This is a genomic window from Lentzea xinjiangensis (genome assembly GCF_900110955.1).
In the GTDB taxonomy this organism is placed as follows: domain Bacteria; phylum Actinomycetota; class Actinomycetes; order Mycobacteriales; family Pseudonocardiaceae; genus Lentzea; species Lentzea xinjiangensis.
Map to the genome: position 1 here is coordinate 258,029 of NZ_FOFR01000009.1, position 20,697 is coordinate 278,725.

Annotated in this window: 19 protein-coding genes; 6 read left to right on the forward strand and 13 right to left on the reverse strand. The window is 69.9% G+C overall.

The features are described 5' to 3' along the window. Positions 1–14 precede the first annotated feature (14 nt). From BMW88_RS21055 to BMW88_RS21070, 4 genes are read right to left on the reverse strand one after another with little or no spacing between them, the layout of a single operon-like run. A complete protein-coding gene (locus BMW88_RS21055) occupies positions 15–914 on the reverse strand; it encodes an ABC transporter substrate-binding protein (RefSeq protein WP_089953120.1) in 900 nt (299 codons plus the stop codon). Continuing rightward, a complete protein-coding gene (locus BMW88_RS21060; protein WP_089953121.1) occupies positions 911–1,576 on the reverse strand; it encodes an ABC transporter permease in 666 nt (221 codons plus the stop codon). The genes BMW88_RS21055 and BMW88_RS21060 overlap by 4 nt, the downstream gene beginning before the upstream one ends. Before the next feature lie 7 nt (positions 1,577–1,583). After that, the gene (locus BMW88_RS21065; RefSeq protein ID WP_089953123.1) at positions 1,584–2,222 is read right to left on the reverse strand and encodes an ABC transporter permease; all 639 of its coding nucleotides are present in this window, start codon (positions 2,220–2,222) and stop codon (positions 1,584–1,586) included. Further along, on the reverse strand, positions 2,219–3,301 hold the full coding sequence (locus BMW88_RS21070; RefSeq protein WP_089953125.1) for an ABC transporter ATP-binding protein: 1,083 nt from the start codon (positions 3,299–3,301) through the stop codon (positions 2,219–2,221). Before BMW88_RS21070 ends, BMW88_RS21065 begins: the two co-directional genes overlap by 4 nt. Positions 3,302–3,438: 137 nt before the next feature. On the opposite strand from BMW88_RS21070, the gene BMW88_RS21075 reads away from it, so the two are divergent. Beyond that, complete coding sequence (locus tag BMW88_RS21075) at positions 3,439–4,983, forward strand: bis-aminopropyl spermidine synthase family protein (protein ID WP_425434672.1); 1,545 nt, start codon at positions 3,439–3,441, stop codon at positions 4,981–4,983. Here the strand turns inward: BMW88_RS21075 and BMW88_RS21080 are convergent. The 3 genes from BMW88_RS21080 to BMW88_RS21090 all read right to left on the reverse strand — a co-directional run bounded on the left by BMW88_RS21080 (position 4,945) and on the right by BMW88_RS21090 (position 10,343). Beyond that, entirely contained in the window at positions 4,945–8,121 is a 3,177-nt protein-coding gene (locus BMW88_RS21080) for a sensor domain-containing protein (RefSeq protein WP_143116173.1), read from the reverse strand. The two genes, BMW88_RS21075 and BMW88_RS21080, sit on opposite strands and share 39 nt — an antisense overlap. 224 nt (positions 8,122–8,345) lie before the next feature. After that, on the reverse strand, positions 8,346–9,542 hold the full coding sequence (locus BMW88_RS21085) for an NAD(P)-dependent malic enzyme (protein WP_425434670.1): 1,197 nt from the start codon (positions 9,540–9,542) through the stop codon (positions 8,346–8,348). A gap of 498 nt (positions 9,543–10,040) precedes the next feature. Then, positions 10,041–10,343 carry a S24 family peptidase gene (locus tag BMW88_RS21090; protein ID WP_281249424.1) on the reverse strand — a complete coding sequence of 101 codons (303 nt, stop codon included), beginning with the start codon at positions 10,341–10,343 and terminating at the stop codon, positions 10,041–10,043. Between the two features lie 73 nt (positions 10,344–10,416). Here BMW88_RS21090 and sodN point away from each other — a divergent pair, with 73 nt between their 5' ends. Further along, positions 10,417–10,824 carry a superoxide dismutase, Ni gene (gene sodN, locus BMW88_RS21095; protein WP_089953129.1) on the forward strand — a complete coding sequence of 136 codons (408 nt, stop codon included), beginning with the start codon at positions 10,417–10,419 and terminating at the stop codon, positions 10,822–10,824. Positions 10,825–11,082: 258 nt separating this feature from the next. Here the strand turns inward: sodN and BMW88_RS21100 are convergent, their stop codons facing one another. From BMW88_RS21100 to BMW88_RS41980, 3 genes are all read right to left on the reverse strand, one after another. Further along, positions 11,083–11,670: a Uma2 family endonuclease gene (locus BMW88_RS21100; RefSeq protein ID WP_089953130.1), complete on the reverse strand. Its 588-nt coding sequence runs from the start codon at positions 11,668–11,670 to the stop codon at positions 11,083–11,085. Positions 11,671–12,199: 529 nt separating this feature from the next. Continuing rightward, positions 12,200–14,857 carry a hypothetical protein gene (locus tag BMW88_RS21105; protein ID WP_089953132.1) on the reverse strand — a complete coding sequence of 886 codons (2,658 nt, stop codon included), beginning with the start codon at positions 14,855–14,857 and terminating at the stop codon, positions 12,200–12,202. 250 nt (positions 14,858–15,107) lie between these two features. Then, positions 15,108–15,269 carry a hypothetical protein gene (locus tag BMW88_RS41980; RefSeq protein WP_177221217.1) on the reverse strand — a complete coding sequence of 54 codons (162 nt, stop codon included), beginning with the start codon at positions 15,267–15,269 and terminating at the stop codon, positions 15,108–15,110. Between the two features lie 68 nt (positions 15,270–15,337). Between BMW88_RS41980 and BMW88_RS21110 the strand changes: the two genes are divergently transcribed. The 3 genes from BMW88_RS21110 to BMW88_RS21120 all read left to right on the forward strand — a co-directional run bounded on the left by BMW88_RS21110 (position 15,338) and on the right by BMW88_RS21120 (position 16,947). After that, positions 15,338–15,934, forward strand: coding sequence for a histidine phosphatase family protein (locus BMW88_RS21110; RefSeq protein WP_089953134.1), 597 nt, complete (start codon positions 15,338–15,340; stop codon positions 15,932–15,934). Then, positions 15,934–16,407, forward strand: a complete 474-nt coding sequence (locus tag BMW88_RS21115) for a GNAT family N-acetyltransferase (protein WP_089953136.1) — start codon at positions 15,934–15,936, stop codon at positions 16,405–16,407. The genes BMW88_RS21110 and BMW88_RS21115 overlap by 1 nt, the downstream gene beginning before the upstream one ends. A gap of 126 nt (positions 16,408–16,533) precedes the next feature. After that, on the forward strand, positions 16,534–16,947 hold the full coding sequence (locus BMW88_RS21120; RefSeq protein ID WP_089953138.1) for a DUF5684 domain-containing protein: 414 nt from the start codon (positions 16,534–16,536) through the stop codon (positions 16,945–16,947). A gap of 175 nt (positions 16,948–17,122) precedes the next feature. Here the strand turns inward: BMW88_RS21120 and BMW88_RS21125 are convergent, their stop codons facing one another. From BMW88_RS21125 to BMW88_RS21135, 3 genes are all read right to left on the reverse strand, one after another. Beyond that, positions 17,123–17,935: an SAM-dependent methyltransferase gene (locus BMW88_RS21125; protein WP_089953250.1), complete on the reverse strand. Its 813-nt coding sequence runs from the start codon at positions 17,933–17,935 to the stop codon at positions 17,123–17,125. A 144-nt stretch (positions 17,936–18,079) separates the two neighbouring features. Beyond that, the gene (locus BMW88_RS21130; protein WP_089953140.1) at positions 18,080–18,790 is read right to left on the reverse strand and encodes a S1 family peptidase; all 711 of its coding nucleotides are present in this window, start codon (positions 18,788–18,790) and stop codon (positions 18,080–18,082) included. An 82-nt stretch (positions 18,791–18,872) separates the two neighbouring features. Continuing rightward, positions 18,873–19,298 carry a hypothetical protein gene (locus tag BMW88_RS21135; protein ID WP_089953142.1) on the reverse strand — a complete coding sequence of 142 codons (426 nt, stop codon included), beginning with the start codon at positions 19,296–19,298 and terminating at the stop codon, positions 18,873–18,875. 249 nt (positions 19,299–19,547) lie between these two features. Between BMW88_RS21135 and BMW88_RS21140 the strand changes: the two genes are divergently transcribed. Then, complete coding sequence (locus tag BMW88_RS21140; protein WP_089953251.1) at positions 19,548–20,483, forward strand: diacylglycerol/lipid kinase family protein; 936 nt, start codon at positions 19,548–19,550, stop codon at positions 20,481–20,483. Positions 20,484–20,697 lie beyond the last annotated feature (214 nt).

The following is a 20,697-nucleotide window of genomic DNA, read 5'->3' on the forward strand; positions in this document are numbered from 1 at the left end:
CTTTCCACTGATGGTCAGATGCCCGCGGAGGACAGCCATTCCTTCGCGACCTTCTCCGGCTCCGGCTTCTCCGGTGCCGCGAGCTTCTGGTTCAGCTCCAGCAGGGTCTTCGTGTCGAGCTTCTTCGAGATGGCGTTGAGGGTGTCGCGGACCTGCTGCGACGCCTTCTTCTCGTTGATGAGCGGCACCACGTTCTGCGCGGCGAAGACGTTCTTCGGGTCCTCCAGCACGACGAACTCGTTGGCCTTGATGGCGTAGTCCGTCGTGAACAGGTCGGCCGCCTGCACCGTGTTGTCCTTCAGGCCCGCGACGGTCACCGGACCGCCGACGTCGAGCGCCTTGAACTCCTTGAACTCGCAGTTGTACTTGGCCTTCAGGCCCGGCAGGCCGTCCGGGCGGTTCTGGAACTCCGGCGGGCCGCCGAAGACCAGGTCCTTGCAGTACGGCACGAGGTCGTCGAGCGACTTGAGGCTGTACTGGGCCGCGACCTGCTTGGTGACGACGACCGCGTCCTTGTCCTCCGCGGCCGCCTTGTCGAGCACGACGAGGCCCTGCGGCAGCGCCTTCTTCAGCGCCGCGTAGACCTCCTCCGAGCCGACCTCGGGCGCCTCCTTGTTGACGTGCTTGAGGAGCACGCCCGTGTACTCGGGGATCAGGTCGATCGAGCCGTCCTGCACGCCCTTGAAGTACAGCTCGCGGTTGCCGATGTTCATCTTCTTCGAGACCTTGATGCCCTTGGCGGCCAGGGCTTCCGCGTAGATCTCGGCGAGCAGGCGCGACTCCGGGAAGTTCGCGGAGCCCACGACGATGGTGTCGGTCGGGGCGGGCTCGTTGCCGCCGCCGCTCGACAGCGGGTCACCACCGCACGCCGACAGAAGCATCACGGCAGCGACAGCCGTGGCGATGCGCTTCATCTCTTTCCTCCGGTTCCCACTGGACGCAGGCCTGGCGAGACCGTCAGCCGTTGCAGGCCGGCGAACGCCAGGTCGACGAGAACGGCGAGCAGTGCCACGAGCACCGCGCCGGCGAGCATCTGTCCGAACTCCTGCAGGGCGAGGCCGTCGAAGACGAGCCTGCCGAGACCACCGGCGCCCGTGTAGGCGGCGATGGTGGCGGTGGCGACGACCTGGAGCGCGGCGCCGCGGAAACCGCCGTAGATCAATGGAAGCGCGTTCGGGATCTCCACCTGGAGCAGCACGCCCGACTCGCGCATGCCGACACCCCGGGCGGCGTCGACGATCACCGGTTCGACCGCGCGCACGCCGGCGTAGGTGCCCGCCATGATCGGCGGGACCGCCAGCAGCACCAGCGCGACGTACACCGGGAAGTCACCGAGACCCGCCCACAGCACGACGAGGATCAGCACGGCCGTCGTCGGCAGCGCCCGCAGCGCGTTGGAGAGCCCGACGATCAGGAAGCCGCCCTTGCCGGTGTGGCCGACGAACGCGCCGAGCGGGATCGCGATGGCCGCGGCGATCAGCAGCGTCGCGAACGTGTAGAGGGCGTGTTCCAGCAACCGCACCGGGATCCCGGTCGTGCCGGACCAGTTCGCGGGGTCGAAGAGCCAGCCGAACACCCGAGCCTCACCTCCCCACTCGCGCCCACGGCGTGAGCACCCGTCCGAGCAGCAACAGCACACCGTCGGCGAGCACCGCGAGCACGACCGTCCCGATCAGACCCGCGAGGACCTTCTCGGTGTGGTCGGTCTGGTAGCCCTCGGTGAAGAGCTGGCCGTAGCCGCCGAGGCCGACGAGGGCGCCCACGCTCACCATGCTGATGTTCGAGACCGTCGCGACCCGCAGGCCGGCGATCGTCACCGGCAGCGCCAGCGGGAAGTCGACGGTGAGGAACCGCCGCAGCGGCCGGTAGCCCATCGCGGTCGCGGCGGCGGTCACGTGCCCCGGCACCGCCGAGAGCGCGTCCGCGACCGAGCGCACCATCAGCGCGACCGTGTAGACCACCAGCGGCACGATGACGTTGATCTCGTCGAGGATCCGCACGCCGATCAGCACCGGGGTGATCACGATCAGCGCGATGGACGGGATCGTGAACAGGACGTTGGCCAGCGGGAAGAGGACCGCGCGCGCCTTCGGGGACCGGCTCGCCCACCAGCCGAGCGGGATGGCGAGCGCGAACCCGGCCAGCACCGGCACGACGGAGAGCCGGAGGTGCACCGCGGTGACTTCCCAGAACCTCTCCCAGTTCTCGAGGATCCAGGTCACCTCGGGACCTCACCCGCCGCGCGTGCCTTCGCGAGCGCCTCGACCACGTCGCCCGCCTTGACCACTCCGGTCACCGCGCCGGCCTCGTCCACCACCACGCCGAGCGCGGACGGCGAGCTGAGGGCCGCGTCGAGCGCGCCGCGCAACGAGGTGCCGTCGTAGAGCGAACCGCCGGAGATCAGGTCCTGCTCGCTGACCTCGACCTCACCGTCCACTCCGGACAGCCAGCCCCTCGGCCGGTTCTCGTCGTCGACGACGAGCGTCCAGTCCGAGACGGTGGTGCGCTCGCCGAGCTTCGCCGTGGTGACGGGGTGCACGGGCACGTCGGCGTGCAGGAACGTGAGGGTGCGGTAGCCGCGGTCCCTGCCGACGAACGATGCCACGAAGTCGTTGGCGGGCGCGCTGAGCAGCTCCGCCGGCCGCGCGTACTGCGCGAGGTGTCCTCCCTTGCGGAACACCGCGACGAGCTCGCCGAGCTTGAGCGCCTCGTCGATGTCGTGCGTGACGAACACGATCGTCTTGTCCAGCTCCGCCTGCAGGCGCAGGAGTTCGTTCTGCAGGTCCTCGCGGACGACCGGGTCGACCGCGCTGAACGGCTCGTCCATCAGCAGCACCGGCGGATCCGCCGCGAGGGCGCGGGCGACGCCCACGCGTTGCTGCTGACCGCCGGAGAGCTGCGCCGGGTACCGCTTGCCGAACGCCGGGTCGAGCCCGACGATCTCCAGCAGCTCCGCGGCGCGCGTGCGGGCCTTGCGTCTGTCCCAACCGGACAGCAGCGGCACGGTCGCGACGTTGTCGAGCACCGTGCGGTGCGGGAAGAGCCCCGCCTGCTGGATCACGTAGCCGATGCCGCGCCGCAGGGTCGGCGGGTCGACGGTCGAGACGTCCTGGCCGTCCACGAGGATCGTGCCCGACGTGGGGTCGATCATGCGGTTGACCATGCGCAGCGACGTCGTCTTGCCACAGCCGGAAGGGCCGACGAACACCGTGATGGTGCCCGCCTCGACCGTGAGGTCGAGCTCGTCGACCGCGATGGTCCCGTCCTCGAACCGCTTGGTGACGGCCCGGAACTCGATCACCCGAAGATCCCTCCGGTCGTGACGGCCACCCCGTTCGGACCGCCCTGGAAGTAGATCCCAAAGACCTTAACTCGTTCGGCGTACCCCGGCACAACGTTCCACGATGTGGCAGGCCGTATGGTTTACCGCTTGTGACGATCGAGCAGGTTCGGCGGTTGGTGGCGGAACGCGGAGTGCACGCCCGCAAGCTCCGCGAGGTGTTGTCCCTGCTCAGTGAGGACTGGCACCCGCTGGCGGACCTCGTGCGCCTGCCCGCGGTGCCCCGCCGCACGGTCCAGGACCTGCTCAGGGCGCTGGGGGACGACGCCGAATCTTCAGACGACCGTTACCGCATCGCCCCTGGTCTGGTGGCGTCCTACCGCGCCGAGTTCGGCGTCACAGGTGTCCGCGACCACACCGATGTGCTGCGGCAGATCCTCGTGGACATCGCCGACGTCCCACCGCCGTTGTCCTCGTTGGACCACGTGCAGGCCACGGCTGAGACCGCTCTCAACCGCGCGGTCTGGCTGGACTCCACGTACGACCTCGCGGGCAAGCGCTTGCTGTGCCTCGGCGACCACGACCTGACCTCGCTCGCGGTGGCCGCGGTCAACCCCCACGTGTCGATCACGGTGGTGGACCTGGACGAACGCCTGCTGGAGTTCATCGACTCGCGGGCCTCCGCGCGCGGGCTCGACATCCGGACCTTGCACTGCGACATGCGTTTCGGGTTGCCCACGTCGGTTCCGGAGTCCGCCGACCTCGTCTTCAGCGACCCGCCCTACACGCCGGAGGGCATGGGCCTCTTCGCCGGACGCGCCGTGGAGGCGCTGGCGGACATCGCCACCGGACGCGTGCTGCTGGCCTACGGCTTCTCCGACCGCACACCCGCGCTGGGGCTCAAGGTGCAGCAGGAGCTGCAGAAGCTCGGGCTCGTGTTCGAGGCGATCCTGCCCGCGTTCCACCGCTTCGACGGCGCGCAGGCCATCGGGTCCGCGGCCGACCTGTACGTCTGCCGCCCGACCGGACGGCGTGCGGTGGCCGGCGGCACGCGGATCTACACGCACGGCGCGCAGTCCGTGGAGTCGTCCGGCCCGGCCAAGGAAGCCCTGGCCGCCCTGTCCGACCTGGCTCCGCGGCCGGAGTCCTCGCCACCGCCGAAGCCGCGGGCGGCGGGCTGGGCCGAGCCGGTGGGCAAGGGCGCGGCGTCGCTGGCCGTCGACCTGTCGGCGGATCCGGGACCGTGGCTGCTGCGGACGCTGCTGTCGTCGTCGCCGGCGCGGTTGGCCTGCCTCGTGCCGAACAACCACCCGGCGGTGTCGTCGGAGGCGGGGCAGAAGGAGCTCCAGGAACTCGTGGCGACGCGGTTCAAGCTCAAGTTCCTGCGCAACAACCCCGACGCCAAGACGACGATCGTCGTCGCCGACCAGGTGCTGACCGGCACGCTGTCGCTGGGCGAGCGCACGGTCCGCGAGGTGCTGATGAAGGCGCACGGCAAGCTGCGCAACGTGTGGCGCGAGGCGTTGATCACGGCGTCGCAGGGCTTGCTGACCAAGAAGCAGGCGGCGGAGATCATCGACAACGCCGAGGTGGCGTCGGACGACCTCGAACTGCGGCTGGTCGACCTGCCGAAGCACCGGATCGCCGCGCTGCTGCCCGAGATCTCAGCCAGCGCGCGGTATGTGGAGCGGCCCGAGGGCTAGCAGCGCGCGGAACTCCTTGGGCGGCACCGGGCGCGAGAACAGCCATCCCTGGTAGGCGTCCACGCCGACCCCGCGCAGCACGTGGAACTGCGTGGCCGTCTCGACGCCCTCGGCCACGCACTTGCGCCCCATCGCCCTGGCCATGTCCACGACGGCGCGGGCGACGGCGAAGTCCGAGGAGTCGTTGCCCACCCCGGAGACGAAGCGCCGGTCCACCTTGATGATCTGCGCCGGCAGGTCCTTGAGCCGCGCGAGCGACGAGTAGCCGGTGCCGAAGTCGTCCACGGCGAACTGCACGCCGCGCTGCACCAGCTCGTCCATCGACTGCCGCACGCGCGAGGGCAGGTCGACGAACGCGGTCTCGACGAGCTCCAGCACCACGCGTTCCCACGGGACGCCGGACTCCAGGATCGCGTTCGAGACGATGTCGACGAACTCCGGGTCGCCCGGCACCAGACCGGCCAGGTTCACCGCGACGGACACCGGGCGGCCGTCGGGCGCCGGCCAGGTCGCGGCCTCCTTCAGCGCCGTCCGCAGCACCCACCGGTCGAGCTCGCGCATCAGGTCGCCCTGCTCGGCGACGGGCAGGAACACGTCCGGCGGCAGCAGGCCGCGGTCGGGGTGCGGCCAGCGCACCAGGGCCTCGGCGGTGAGCACCGCGCCGTCCACGCCGACGACCGGCTGGAAGTGCAGCGCCAGGCCGTCGTGCTGCAAGGCGTCCCGGAGCTGGCCTTCGAGGTGCACCTGGCGGTCCGCGGAGGCGATCAACGCGGCCGAGGCGAGCGCCACGCGCCCGGCGCCGTTGCGCTTGGCCTCGAACATCGCGGCGTCGGCGAACCGGAGCAGGTCGGCGCCGTTGGCCCGCGAGCCGTTCGGCACCGCGGCGCCGATCGAGGCCGAGACCCGGACGAGCTGGCCGTGCACGGGAACGGCGGTCCGCAGCAGCGACGCGACCTTGGTGGCGAGCGCGTCGACGCCGCCGACCGAGTCGATGTCCTCGCAGATGATCACGTACTCGTCGCCGGACAGCCTGGCCGCGGTGCAGCCGTCGGGCAGGCCGCCCTCCAGCCGCCTCGCCAGCGCCACGAGCAGCTCGTCGCCCGCGTCGTGGCCGAGGGAGTCGTTGACGCGCTTGAAGTTGTCGATGTCGCAGAAGAAGACGGCGACCTTGGCGCGGCCGGGGCCCTCGAGCAGCCTGCCGAGGATCTCCTTCACCAGCGCGCGGTTCGGCAGACCCGTCAGCTCGTCGTGGGTGGCCTGGTGGCGCAACGCCTCGGCGGCGCGGCGGCGTTCGGTGATGTCCAGGAACACGATCAGCCAGAAGCGGCGGCCGTCGTCCTGCACGGACAGCGCGATGTGCAGCTCGCAGTAGACCTTCTCGCCGTCGGGGCGGACGAGGATGCGTTGCGGGATCTTCTGCGTGCGCTCGGCGGCCCACTGCAGGCCCGGCGAGGTGTCCTCGGGGTGGGTGAGCTGCTCGGCGGTCATGCCGCGGAGCTGTTCCAGCTCCATGCCGAGCAGGTCGCACAACGCGTCGTTGGCGTCGACCAGGCGCTCGCCCTCGTCGAACAGGCCGATGCCGACGGGCGTGACGGAGACCAGGTCGGTGAAGCGCTGCGAGGACCGCTTCATGCGGGCCTCTGCCGCGCGCTGCTCGGTGACGTCCTGGGCGGTGCCCACGGCGAGCTGCTTGCCGCGGTCGTCGTGGACGATCATGCCGTGGCAGCGGAAGATGCGCGTCGAGCCGTCGCGGCGGATCACGCGGTGCTCGCACTGCACGGCGACCTCGTCGACGGGGAGCTGGCGCCACAGGTCGTCGACCCAGCCGCGGTCCTCGGGGTGCACGAGGTCGAGGTAGTACCGGTAGGAGCCCGCGACGTCGGCGGGGATGTCGTAGAGCTCGCGCAGCATGTCCGACCACACGACGTCGCCGGTCGCCGGGTCCCACTCCCACATGCCGAGGCGGGCGGCCTGCTGGGCGTCCGCCAATCTTCGGCGGTCCTCGCGCATCTGGCGTTCCAGCGCGCGTGCCTCGGTGACGTCCTGGATGGTGCCGTGGTAGCGCTCGATGCGGCCGGACGGCGCCAGCTCCGCGCGGGCCCGGCACATGTAGACGCGCTCGCCGAGCTCGCTGCGGACCTCGACCTCGACCGGGGCGTCGTCCTTGGTGTGCAGCAGCCGGTGGCGGAGCTCCTTCACGGCCTCCCGGTCGTCGGGGTGCACGCCGCTGAGGAGGTCGTCGTCGGGCGTCATGCCCAGCTCGGCGTACATCTCCAGCAGCACCTCGCTGCGGTGCACGGCGCGGGTGCCGGTCTCGTACGCCCAGCTCCCGATGCGGGCGATGCGCTGCGCCTCGAGCAGCCGCGCCCGTTCCTGAGCGAGCTCGCTGGCCGCGCGCTTGGACTCGGTGATGTCGCGGATGTAGCCGGTGATCTTGTCGAGCTGGCCGCCGTCGGTGAGCCTCGCCTCTGCGACGCCGCGGATCCACCGGAGCTGGCCGTCCGGGCGCACGATCCGGTACTCGATGTCGATCGGGTCGCCGGTGATCTCGCGGCCGTGCCAGTACGTCGCGACCATGTCGTAGTCGTCGGGGTGCACGACGTCGAGGACCGCCTGCGCACCGGGCACGACCGCGCCGCGGTCGACGCCGAGCAGCTCGTAGTGCGTGTCCGACCAGACGGTCAGGCCGGTCTCGGGGTCGTACTCCCACGAGCCCAGCTCCGCGACCCGCTGGACCTTGCGCAGCCGGCGCTGTTCGTCGCGCAACGCGTCCGCGGCGGCGGCGAGGTCGGAGACGTCGATCAGCAGGACGGCCTGCAGGCCCGTCCCCGCAACGGCGTGGCGGGCGACGCGCACCGGCAGCGCGGTGCCGTCGGCGCAGGCGAGCCGCAGGTCGGACTGGTTGCCCAGGAGCAGCTCGCCGAGCGGGTGCCCGACGAGGTCGTCGGCTCCCTGCGCACCCGCGAGGTCCACGGCCGCGGGGTTCGCCTGCATGACGACGCCCTTCGCGTCGACCAGCAGGGACGGCGCGTCGGGCAAGGTCAGCCCGTCCAGCGTCACCGGAGGCTTCCCCAACGCGGGCGCGGCCGTCCGTGCCCGGCCGTTCACCACCGTCGCGCGTCCTACCCACTTGGGCACCGACCCACCCTCTCCCGCATCAGCCGCCCGCGGCAATTCGGGTGGGCACGACAACGGCACCCGAACGGCGGCAAACACGAACCCTCTCCCCGGGTGTTCTCCCGAGGAGAGGGACGGTAGCGCTTCGGAGCGTCATCGCCCACCCCTGCACGGGTTAACGAAAAGCCACGTTCGTGGTTCCGGTTCCCGGCAACTTGCAAAAGGGTGGCAAATGCGGATGCGGGTCAGGCGACGCCGTCGGCCTTCGCCGCAACCGCCACAGCTGCGGCAACCTCGGGCCCGACGCGCGGGTCCAGGGCGGACGGAACAATTCGGTCTGGGCCCAAATCATCTTTCGCGACGGCCAGAATGGCATCCGCGGCCGCGAGTTTCATGCCTTCGGTGATCCGTCGCGCGCCCGCGTCGAGAGCCCCGCGGAAAATGCCGGGGAACGCGAGCACGTTGTTGATCTGGTTCGGGAAGTCGCTGCGGCCGGTCGCGACGATCGCGGCGTGCCGGCCGGCGACCTCCGGGTGCACCTCGGGGTCGGGGTTCGAGAGCGCGAAGACGATCGAGCCGGGCGCCATGTTCGCGATCAGGTCCTCCGGGACCTTCGACGACGACACGCCGATGAAGACGTCCGCGCCGCGCAGGGCGACGTCGATGCCGCCTTCCAGCCCGCTGTGGTTCGTGATCGCCGCGATCTCCTCCTTGACCGGGTTGAGCCCGGCCCTGCCGGTGCGCACGATGCCGCGCGAGTCGAGCAGCGTGACCTCGCCGGCGCCGGCGGCGATGAGGATCTTGGCGATCGCGATGCCCGCGGCGCCCGCACCGGAGATGACCACCCGCTGGTCGCCGATGCTCTTGCCGAGGACCTCGTTGGCGCCGTTGAGCGCGGCGAGCGACACGACGGCGGTGCCGTGCTGGTCGTCGTGCATGACGGGGCAGTCGAGCGCCTCGATGAGCTTCCGCTCCAGCTCGAAGCAGCGCGGCGCGGAGACGTCCTCCAGGTTGACCGCGCCGAACGACGGGCGCAGCCGGACCAGCGTCTCGACGATCTCGTCCACGTCCGTCGTGTTCAGCACGAGCGGGATGGAGTCGAGGCCGCCGAACGTCTTGAACAGCGCGGACTTGCCCTCCATGACGGGCAGCGACGCGCTCGGGCCGATGTCGCCGAGACCGAGCACCGCGGTGCCGTCGCTCACGACGGCGACCAGGCGGTGGGCCCACGTGTACTTGGCGGCGAGCGAGGCGTCCTGCGCGATGGCCTGGCTCACCCGCGCGACACCGGGTGTGTAGGCGATGGACAGCGCTTTCGGGTCAGCGAGCGAGGCGGTCGCACCGACCTCGAGCTTCCCGCCCAGGTGCGCGTTGAAGATCTCCTCGTCCGTCAGCTTCGTCGGATCGGAGTTCTCGGTACGGGCTTCGTTCACTGCTGTCACGGCGTCCCTCCTGCGGTGCGGGCGGCGTAGTGGCCCGAAGTGGGCTCATCACCAAACGGCGCACCGGCCCAGCGTTGTCACGCCGGGTGCACGGGGCCTGGAGACTCGGTCGACGACCTCCGACGAGTTGTGCCGGAGGACTGCCCGAGTGATGCGGGTGGAGCGAAGTGTGGCAGGGTCGCGCTCCGCTGTCTGCGGCGGGGATCACACTTTTTCCGCAGGTCAGAGGGCATGTAGCAAGACGTCCGTCCGGTTTTCTGAACCGACCGGTCAGTTTCCGCAGGCAGGAAGCACCCGATCGGTCAAGAAACTTTGACGCCTCAGAGTGACGACGCACGGGCGAGTTCGCTCAAAATTGACGGCGCGTTCCAGTTCGTTCCCCGGACTTCATCCCCTGAGCCCCGGTTCCGTCCGCCAGGGGACGGATTTCCTGCCCTTGCGGGCCGAGTACGCCTCTCGGCCACGGCGTGGGCGTGTGAGGGTGTGCCGCGACGCCCCTCACAGCCTGATCCGGGGCCGCGGCCACAGCCGCGCCCTGACGACTCCGAGCACCTCGGCGGGCCCGAGCTGCCCGGAGTCCGTGCTCGCGTAGGGGTTGTCCCCCACCACGTGCCAGCCGCCGTCCACTTGATGAGAGGCACGTTTGACGGACAGCTGATCCGGTCTGCCCGCCCACCTGACCAGGACGACGTCGTTGGGCCGGGGCTGCGCACCCCACCTGACCAGCACGATGTCCTCGTCGCGCAGGGCAGGCGCCATCGAGGGCCCCCTGACGAGCACCGTGGAGAGACGTGGTCTCAACGATCACCTTCCGCGCGGCCGGAGTAGGGTCCTTCTTGTCGGAGCATCCACTGTTTTCATTCTGGGAGGAACGATGCGACTCGTGTCGCGCATTCTCCGCCCGCGCGTCGAGGCAACCGCGCACTGCGACCTGCCCTGCGGCGTCTACGACCCGGCTCAGGCCCGCATCGAGGCCGAGTCGATCAAGGCGATCCAGGAGAAGTACCAGGCCAACGAGGACCCGGAGTTCCGGGAGCGCGCTGTCCTGATCAAGGAGCAGCGCAGCGAGCTCGTCAAGCACCACCTGTGGGTGCTGTGGACGGACTACTTCAAGCCGCCGCACTTCGAGAAGTACCCCGAGCTGCACGACCTCTTCAACCGCGCCACCAAGGCCGCGGGCGCGGCGGGCACCAAGGGGTCGATGGACCCGGCCGCCGGCCAGAACCTCCTCGACCTGATCGCGCAGATCGACAAGATCTTCTGGGAGACCAAGCAGGGCTGAGCTCAACGCCCTGAAGACGACACTGGCCTGCGAAAACTTCTTTCGCAGGCCAGCGTCGTTCTGGTTCTTGAGGGGTTGCTCGACGGCTCCGGACGGCCCAGGTTCGTCCTATCACCAGTTCAGACCAGCCAATACGGCTCGCTGGCAACCCTCCGGGTTGGTCGACGCCGTCAAGACGTCGAGCTGTCCGTGAGCCGGTAACCGAGCGCCGTGCCCAACTCGATCAGGCCAGCTACTTCAGCGCTCTGCCCGAGCCGGTTACGGCACCAAGTCAGCCAAGTCGACAGAGACACCAACGGGACCAGGTAGCACAACGTGCATGTCACCATCGCGCGGGATCACTGGCGTCCGGTCCCGGTAGATCCCGCCCACTAGCTCATAGGTTCGTACCGACGGCGCACGGCCGACCGAATGGAGTTCAACCGTCCAGAGATAGGGCACGCCGGCGTTGGCGTATCCGGCGACCTTCGTCTCCCGCTCGTGAGCACTGTTGCCCGGTGACCAAACCTCGACCGCCAGCACCAGCGCTGATGCAGGAAAGCTCGTAGCTACGGGCGGTGTGTTGAGTACCGCAACATCCGGGATCAACCCAGTGCGGATAGCAGTGGAGATCTCCACTGCTACTGCGGGTACCGCATGGAACCTGTCGTTACCCCTTAGCGCTTGCCGCAGGGCGAAGTACAGAGCGCCTGATGCGTGCTGATGAGGACCACCCGGCGCCGGAGACACGTGGTAGTAACCCCAGATCAGCTCAAGTCGAGATCCATCGGTGGGATGCTCGGCGGTCCGCCAGTCATCAACGGTGTGCGGACCGATCGGATGCGCGAAAGCGGCAGCGGCGGTCACACGCTCACCTCACCCTAGCAGAACGGCATGAGCGCATGGCAGACATGCCAGACGTTCCTGCTGACGCGCTTACCTTATCACCCCACCTGGCGATTTGACGACGACACCACCTCTTAGCAGCTATTCCGGCCCAGTGAATTTTTGATCATAGGTTCAGCAGCTCAACCAGCTATCTGGTATCTGGGCTGGGCGCACCGAGCCCGCAGGCATCGTCCCGACGAGAATTCGATCTTGCACAGGGGCGAGAAGGTGTTTCCGCTTTGACACCGTGCCGCTGACGTGGTCGATCATGGCATCCCACGGGGATGCCGGTCGTGGCCTCGTCCGTTGCAGACAGTCCCGGTTACCTCGTCGGCGCCGAGGAGGGCCGCCGGGCCCGCTTGGAAACCCGAATAACACCTTCAGTGGATCAGGCTCCGCGATGGATGCGGAAACGAAGTACCAGCGCCCCCGGCAGGGGCCGCTCGCCGAAAGGCGCCGCTCCCCTGCCGGGGAAGCGGCGCCTTTTTCGTGAGCCCCGGACCGCGGCCTAAGCGGCGTCCGTCACCTCACCGACCACCTCGAACTCGACGCCGGTCGGCGCGATCCCCTGGAACCGCATCCGGAGCTGCTCGAGCCCCTCGGCCTCGGTGTCGGCGATCGTGGGCACCGAGAGCTCGAACGAGGTCTGCCCCGGCGGGAAGACCGCGTAGACGCCGTACTGTGTGGAGGACAGCGGCCGGGACGGCAGCGCCTCCTCGCCGGAGTTCTCCAGCAGCCAGGCCGGGTCGACGTCCGTCGTGGACAGCTCGGTGGCGCCGGTGGGCGGCACCGGCAGCCCGACGAGCACGTACGCGGAGTCGACCGCCTCGGACAACGTGAAGGTCCACTTCAGCGTGCCGCCCTCCGCGACGCTCCCGGCGGCCGGGGTCACGGTCAGCTTCGGTGCCGGCTCGTCGTCGCGCACCAGCAGCCCGCCGACCGCGGCGCCGACGAAGGCGTTGGAGATCGCCTGCACCGCGACGGGAAGGGTGACGTCGCCGTTCCACTTCGTGTTGGAGGTGAAGGTCACCGGCACCTCGGTGCGGTTCTCGCCGGGGTTCAGCGTCACGAGCTTCGTGACGGGCTGGTTGTCCGGGGTGCGGTAGAAGAGGCGGATGACGCGCGTGCCGTTGCCGCCGGCGGTGACCGCGATGTTGTGGGTGTGGGTGCCCGAGTCGCCCTCGTCGACCGCCGTCACGGTGGCGTCGACGCGAGGCAGCCGGGTCGGCAGGACGGGGACGAGGCCCTCCCTCCAGCCGTGCGCGTCGATCAGCCACGCCTCGCCGGACGCCGACTCGGGAACCAGCTCCAGCGAGGCGACCCGGCCGAGGCCCTCGGACAGCGGGACCCGGACCTCCTGCGCCCACGAGGCGCTCAGCCGCGCGGTGCCGGGCAGGCCGGTGACGGACACCGAGCCGAGCGGGTGCTTCTGCCCGCTGTCGTCGGTGACCGAGACGCCGAACCTCGTCGCGGGAGCGTTCGGCGGAACCGCCAGGCGCAGCGCCAGTTCGCGGGAACCGTGCAGCGACACCGGTTCGGCGGGGGTGACCACGGCCGCTTGGCCCGCCTCCGACCACTTCAGGGCGACCGCCACGCGTTCGGGCTGCGACGAGGCGTAGCGGAAGCTGACGAAGTGCGGCGAGCGGTGAGTGCCGCAGACGCCCGAGGGGTCGGTCGGGACCTGCTGGCACACCCGTGCGCTGCCGGACGCGCCGGTGGAGGGGTTCGGCACGACGAACGGTTTGCGCGCGCCGCCGACCGCGTGCGACAGGACGCGGGCCGGATCGGCCGACGGGGCGCGGACGCCCGAGCCGTCGAGCAGCGGCAGCACCGAGGAGTCGCGGGCGAGGAACAGGCGCGCGGACGCCGCGATGTAGGTGGCGCCGGCGGCCTGTTGCTGGTCCGCGGTCAGCCGGGTCGGGGTGCCGGGCGTGCAGACCGGGTCCGGCGGCTGTCCGGGCGAGAAGTCGTCGAACGCCGGCGCCTCCGCCTGGCCGGGCGTCCACTCGCTGTTGAAGTAGTTGTGGTTCGCGCCGATCATGTACAGCGCGCTGTGCAGCGCCTCGCCGCGGCTCAGGCCGCGCGTCTGGTCGAGGAACATCTGGCCCTGCAGGTCGGCCACGTCGCCGTCGCACCCCGGCAGGAACGTCACCGACGGCACGTCCGGGGCCGGGTTGTGGCCGAAGATCGTGGGGCCGATCAGCACGTCACCGCGGATGTTCCAGCGCACCGGGCCGGTGAAGCCGGTGTCGCCGGCCGGTGGGGTGGTGCTGTCGATCGCGGCGCGGTTGACGCCCTCGCCGCCGCGCGAGTGGCCGACCAGCAGCACCTCGGACATGTCGGCGGGCGCGGCTTCGACGACCTCGGGCGCCCCTTCGCCGCCCGCTGACCAGTCCGCCCACTTCGCGAGGTGGTGGCGCACCAGCGACGAGCGCCCCTGCGCGCCCGCGTCGACGGTCCGCGCGTCCTGGGCGTTGATGCCGTTGGCGGAGATCGACACCGTCACGTAGCCCTGCGAGGCGAGCAGCTCCTGCGCCTTCAGGTAGCCGCGGTGGCTCGGCACGGCGGTCAGGCCGTCGCGGCACGGCCAGTCGATGGTGACCTGGTTGGGGTTCGTCTTGCTGTAGCAGGTGAAGTGCCTGCCGTGCAGGAACAGCGCGAGCGGCCGCTTGCCCGGCGCCCCCCGGGGTGCGACGACGACGGCCTCCATCTCGACGGGGACCGCGTACTCGGGCAGCGTGACCGGGTCGAGCCGGTACTCGCCGCGGGTGGTGGTGTACGGGCCCGGCGTGCCGGGGTCCACCTCGGCCTCCGGCTGCGGCGCCGGCGGCGCGGGCACGGCCAGCGGGGCCGGCGACGTCTCGACGACGTCCACCCGCTTGCCCGCCGACCGCACCTGGAGCGCGGCGGGGTTCTTGAGCGGCGCCCTCAGCGTGAACGTGCGGAGGTTCGCCGACTCCCGGGCGAGGCCCAGGAAGGTGTCGCCCTCCCAGAACTCGACGCCGGCGTCCGACAACGGGATCGGCGCGGGAGCGGTCCAGCGGATCACGTCCCCGGCGACGGTCCAGCCGGGGCTCGACGGTGGTGGCGGTGCGGCCGACGCGGGCAGCGCCGGTATGACCGCGGTCAGCAGAACGGGTATCAACAGCGCGACTGTGCGACGCATGTGCGGGTCCCCCTCGGAAAGGACGATCCATTCCGTTCTAGCGGCACCACACAGTTCACGCACCGATTCCGGGCGCAATCCGCCAAACAAAACCAGGACTAGACCGCAGTACTAGTCCATTCGGCCTGGCTGTCAGACGGATGACGGGTTGACGCAGCTCACGAAGCCTGTCCCATGACGCGGGAAATTGATCGGGAGCACAGCGCGACGTCCTGCGAAATCAATTTGCCCGAGCGCGGGCGCGGGGCCGTCACCGGCCTCTGAAGTCGGTGTCCCACTCGTTCTGGCTCAGCTTGTTCCACGTCGAGGTCAGCTCCGTGCGGATGCGCGCGACGCGGACACCGAAGGCCTCGCGGATCTCTCGGGCGTCAACCTCGTCCGGGGAGCCGTGGTCGGGGTGCTCGGTGGTCATGGCCCTGCGGATACCTCCGGGACGGACACCTCCAAACGTGGCGGCGGTCACTCCTTAGGATCGAACGGGTGAGCACCCACCTCTACCTGCTGCGCCACGGCCAGACCGAGTGGTCCGAGAGCGGCAGGCACACGGGACGCACTGACATCGAGCTGACGCCCGAGGGCGAGCAGCAGGCACGCCGGGCGGGCGCCACGCTCGCCCGGCTGAGGGGCACGGACCAGGCCCCGGCGCTCGTCCTGACGAGTCCGCGGCGCAGAGCGACCAGGACGGCCGAGCTGGCCGGGCTGGAGATCTCGGCGACGACCGAGGACCTCGCCGAGTGGGACTACGGCGACTACGAGGGCATCACCACGCCGCAGATCCGCGAGCGCGTGCCGGGGTGGACGGTGTGGTCGCACCCGATGCCGAACGGGGAGACGCACGCGGAGGTGCAGGACCGGGCCCGCAAGGTGCTCGCCGAGGTGCGCAAGATCCTGCCCGGCGGCGACGTGGTGCTGGTCGGGCACGGGCACTTCAGCCGCGTGCTGATCGCGGCGTGGCTGGGCCTCGCCCCCGACCAGGGCGTCCACTTCGGACTGGACCCGGCGGGCACCTGCCAGCTCGGCGACGAGCGGGGCGACCCGCAGGTGCGCAGGCTGAACGTGCCTGCCTGGGAGGCGTGATGATCCGCCGGGTGGAACCGCGTGACGTCGACGCGGTCGTGCAGCTCGTGCACGAGCTGGCGCTCTACGAACGAGCGCCGGAGCAGTGCCACCTCACCGCGGAGCAGTTGCACACCGCGCTGTTCGGTGACAGCCCGGCGCTGTTCGGGCACGTGGCCGAAGTGGACGGTCAGGTCGTCGGCATCGCCTTGTGGTTCCTCAACTTCTCGACGTGGGACGGCGTGCACGGCATCTACCTCGAAGACCTCTACGTCACGCCGGACCAGCGCGGCAACGGCATCGGCAGGAAGCTGCTGGAGGCACTTGCCCAGGAGTGCGTGGCCAAGGGCTACACGCGCTTCCAGTGGTGGGTTCTCAACTGGAACGAGCCGAGCATCGGCTTCTACACCAAGCTCGGCGCCGTCCCGATGGACGAGTGGACGGTGATGCGGGTGTCCGGCGAGGCGCTGCGGGAGCTGGCCGCCGGCCGCTGAAGGTTGACGGAAGGTCTCGAAAGGCTCACGAATCCGCTATTCCACACGGGACGGGTCCGCCGTGCTGGCAGCGTCCCCGCTCGCCGATCCCCCGGCACCCAGCAAGCGTGGAAAGAAGGAAAGATCGTGGGCACTGACCCGACCACCGTCGACCCGGCCTCGACCGGCATCGGCATCTTCGGCGTGATCCTCTACGTGGCGTTCCTCGTGTTCGCCGTCGTCGTGATGTGGAAGGTCTTCACCAAGGCCGGTCAGCCGGGCTGGGCGGCGATCATCCCGTTCTACAACATCTACGTGTGGCTGAAGGTCGCCGGCCGTCCTGGCTGGTGGCTGATCCTGATGCTGATCCCGATCGTGAACATCGTCATGTCGGTCATCGTGTCGATCGACATCGCGAAGTCCTTCGCCAAGGACGCGGTGTTCGGCGTCGTCGGCCTGTGGCTGTTCAGCCTGATCGGCTACGCGATCCTCGCGTTCGGCGGCGCGCAGTACCGCGGCCCGGCCGCGCTGGCGGGCCAGCAGGCCGCTTACCGGGGCTGACCCCGGTCGCGCACGTCCAGGCCGGGCCGGAACCACCCCCTGTGGCTTCCGGCCCGGCCTTCGTGCTGTCCGGGGTGGTCGGACGGCGGGTGGTTGGACACCAAGGCGACCAGACACCGAAGTGGTCAGACGCCAAAGCGACCAGAAACCCGGAGCGACCAGACATCCGGAGCGGTCAGACGAGGCCGACCGCGCCGTAGGTCGAGGAGTCGGCCTCGGCGGACGCCCCGGGCAGCTCACCGTCCGCGCGCCAGTGGGCGGCGAGCACCAGCCCCGGCTCCAGCAGCCGCAGGCCGCAGAGGAACTCCTCCACGTCCTGCTTGGACCGCGGCACGAGCGCCGACCCCATGTCGTCCGCGAGCTCGACGAGCTGCTGCACGAGCTGCGGCTCGACGTCCCTGGTCAGGTGGGTGAGCGCCAGGACGCTGTCCTCGCACAACGCGGCGCGGTAGCGCGCCACGACGCCGGCGGGCTCGTCGACGACGTACGGGAGGATGCCGACCATCAGCACCGCGGTCGGCCGGGTGAAGTCGATGAGCCGGCGCGTCTCGGGGTGCCGCAGCACGGCGCCGACGTCGGCGATGTCGGAGTGCACGATGGCGGCGTTGAGGTTGTCCCGCAGCATCGTGCGCGCGTGGGCGACGGTGACCGGGTCGTGGTCGACGTAGACGACGCTGCACGACGGGTCGATGGACTGCGCCGCCTCGTGGACGTTGCCCGCGGTCGGGATGCCGCTGCCCAGGTCGAGGAACTGGCGGATGCCGTGCTCCTCGACGCACAGCCGGACCACGCGGCGGGAGAACGACCTGATCGTGCGGGCCATCTCGGCCACGGGGAACTTCTTGATGGTCTCCTCGGCCACCTCGCGGTCAACCGCGAAGTTGTGCGCTCCACCGAGGTAGTAGTCGAAGAGGCGAGCGACGTTCGGGCGTTCGGAACCGCCGTGTGCCGTCACCCGCGTCGAGCCGTCCTGCACTGCGCACCTCACCCTGCTCCCGAGCGGCGCGAACGCTGGCAGCACGGTAACCGGCTACTCCGTTCGTGTCCATCCACCATTCGTGAACACGCAGGGTGATGGCCCCCGGCCGGAGCCGGGGGCCATCGCAGGGTTGAAGCTGGTGGAGCGGGGTGGTCAGACGCCCGCGTACTGGCGGATCCAGGAGCGGTAGACGCCGACGTGGGTGTAGTTGGACCGCGTCGAACGGTCCGACGTCGAGGCGACGCCGACCTGACGGCCGTTGGAGAACATCGGGCCGCCCGAGTCGCCACCGGCGGCGATGCCGTCGACGCGCGTGACGGCCACCGCGGTGCCGCCGCGGTAGTCACGGCCGTTGACCGACGTGACGCGGGTGTTCGCGACCTTCAGGTAGCGCGACTGGCAGTTGATCTCCGGCTGGTTGGTGCAGGTCGCGCCCCAGCCGTAGAGCTGCACGGTGTTGCCGTTGGCCACGTCCGACGTCGTGCCGAGCGGGGAGAACGGCGCGGTCAGCGTCGTGCCGACCCGCGCCAGCGCGAGGTCCGCCGACGGGTGCTTGATGATCTGGGTGGCCGTGACGAGCTGGCCACCGGAGGTCTGGTCCAGGCTGCCCGCGCGGAAGGTGTAGGTGCCGCTGCCGGACACGCAGTGCTCAGCGGTCAGGATCCACTGAGGCGCGATCTTCGTGGCCGAGCAGTTCTCCCGGCCGTTGAAGAACAGGCGGGCGGCGTAGGGGAAGTTCTGGGCGTAGCTGCCGCCGATGATCATCGGCGACATGCCGGGCTCCTCCGGAGCCGCTGTCGCGGTGGCAGGAGCGAGGGAGAGCGCCGCCAGGAAGGCGCCCGCGATCGCGGTCATCAAACGCATGGTTGGTCACCTCGTGAGTGCAGGGAGTGGTTAAGCAACCACGCACAGCTTCACTCGGTCGTGTGAGTCTGGCCACCCTCCGTTAGTCGGCTTTCCCGTCTTCGGCGGAGTCGTGGCCCATCGCCCAGCGGCGGCCGTCGGTGGTGAACAGCAGCACCAGCACCACGACGCAGTAGATGCCGCCCAGTGAGCCGAGCAACTGCTGCTCAGAGGGGCCGTACGCGTACCAGGCGCAGCCCAGCAGCAACAGCTGCGTGACGATCACGGGCGTGCGCGAGCCCTGGTGACCGCGGAACATCATGATCGACGCCAGGACCACCGCGCCGAACCAGATCACGAGCACACCGGCTGCCCCGAGTACCGGACCGGGTGACGGGGCACCCTGGAGTACGCGCACGACGAGCGCGACGGCCAGCGCGATGCCGCCCAGACCCTGCACGAAGGTCATCACGGCGGCGGCGCGCACCGCGGAGGGCGGGGCCGGGGTCGCCGGGTTGTCACTGATCACGGGGACCGTTCCTCACGTTCTGTACTGGTCACGGATCGTAGGCCACCCGGTTGGAGGTCTCACTTGGCACGTCCGACGAGGGAAGATCAAGGGGCCTTCAGCGAGCCGGCGGTCGTCCGGGGTGCACTCGCCTGCGGGCCTGCGCTGCGCGAGCGGGAGGGAGATCTACGCCACTTTCGTGAGGCCGGGACCACCCTGAGGAAGGACATGCGCACCGCTGGCGGTCACGCACTGTCTTACCCTCAAGTGGTGCGCGCTCTTCTCGTGGTGAACCCGCAGGCGACTACAACGACGCCGGCGGGTCGTGACGTGTTGGCGCACGCCCTGGCGAGCGACCTGAAGCTCGAAGTCGTGCAGACCTCGTACCGCGGCCACGCCGCGGACGCCGCCGGCAAGGCGGCCGAGGAGGGGTTCGACCTGGTCATCGCCCACGGCGGCGACGGCACGGTCAACGAGGTGGTCAACGGCGTCCTGCGCGGCGGCCCCCGCCCGGACAAGCCGATGGTCGGCGTCGTGCCCGGCGGTTCGGCGAACGTCTTCGCGGGCGCCCTGGGCATCCCGCGCGACCCCGTCGAGGCGACGCACGTCCTGCTCCAGGCGGTCGAGCACGGCACCAGCCGCCGCATCGGCCTGGGCCAGGTCTTCGCCGACGTCACCGAGAACGGCCGCTGGTTCACCTTCAACGCGGGCGTGGGCCTCGACGCCGACGTCGTCGCGGGTGTCGAGCACAAGCGCGCCAAGGGGCACAACGCGAGCCCCGCCCTTTACCTGAGCGTCGCGTTCAAGGCGTACGCGCAGAACGTGCGCAAGCCGCAGCACTTCACCGTCGAAGTTCCCGGCGAGGCGCAGTTCGACGACGTCGGCATGGTGTTCGTGTCGAACACCGACCCGTGGACGTACTTCGGCGACAAGGCGATTCAGCTCAACCCCAGCACGTCGTTCGACGGCGGGCTCGGTTTGAGTGCGTTGCGGACTTTGCGGGTACCCACGGTCGGGCGGTACATCGCCCAGGTGCTGGCGACGGGGAACCCGAAGGGCGGGAATCTCGTTCGTCGTGATGACGTGGGTTATGTCAGGGTGAAGTGCGAGGAACCGGCGAACCTCCAGGTCGACGGAGACTTCCTCGGTACGACCACGGCGGTGGAGTTCCGGGCGATCCCCGACGCGCTGACTGTTGCCGTATAAGCACCTTGACAGTCCGTGATCGGTTCGTGACCGTCTCGGTACCCACCCGGGATGTACTGCAGTCGAGTGACAGCAGAGCGTGAAAGCCCAGGTGAACGCTGTCGATCTTTTGGGTGAGTTCACTCACCGGGTCAGTGCTTACCCCTTGACATCCCAGCCGTTCGTGAAAGCATTCACAAGCACCCCAAAACGACCGCTGACAACCGGCGTGCCT

Bases quoted from the DNA above. Each gene is read 5' to 3' on its own strand.
- BMW88_RS21115 (WP_089953136.1), top strand. From the start codon at position 15,934: ATGATCCGCCGGGTGGAACCGCGTGACGTCGACGCGGTCGTGCAGCTC.
- BMW88_RS41980 (WP_177221217.1), bottom strand. From the start codon at position 15,269: ATGACCACCGAGCACCCCGACCACGGCTCCCCGGACGAGGTTGACGCC.
- BMW88_RS21105 (WP_089953132.1), bottom strand. From the start codon at position 14,857: ATGCGTCGCACAGTCGCGCTGTTGATACCCGTTCTGCTGACCGCGGTC.
- BMW88_RS21130 (WP_089953140.1), bottom strand. From the start codon at position 18,790: ATGCGTTTGATGACCGCGATCGCGGGCGCCTTCCTGGCGGCGCTCTCC.
- BMW88_RS21055 (WP_089953120.1), bottom strand. From the start codon at position 914: ATGAAGCGCATCGCCACGGCTGTCGCTGCCGTGATGCTTCTGTCGGCG.
- sodN (WP_089953129.1), top strand. From the start codon at position 10,417: ATGCGACTCGTGTCGCGCATTCTCCGCCCGCGCGTCGAGGCAACCGCG.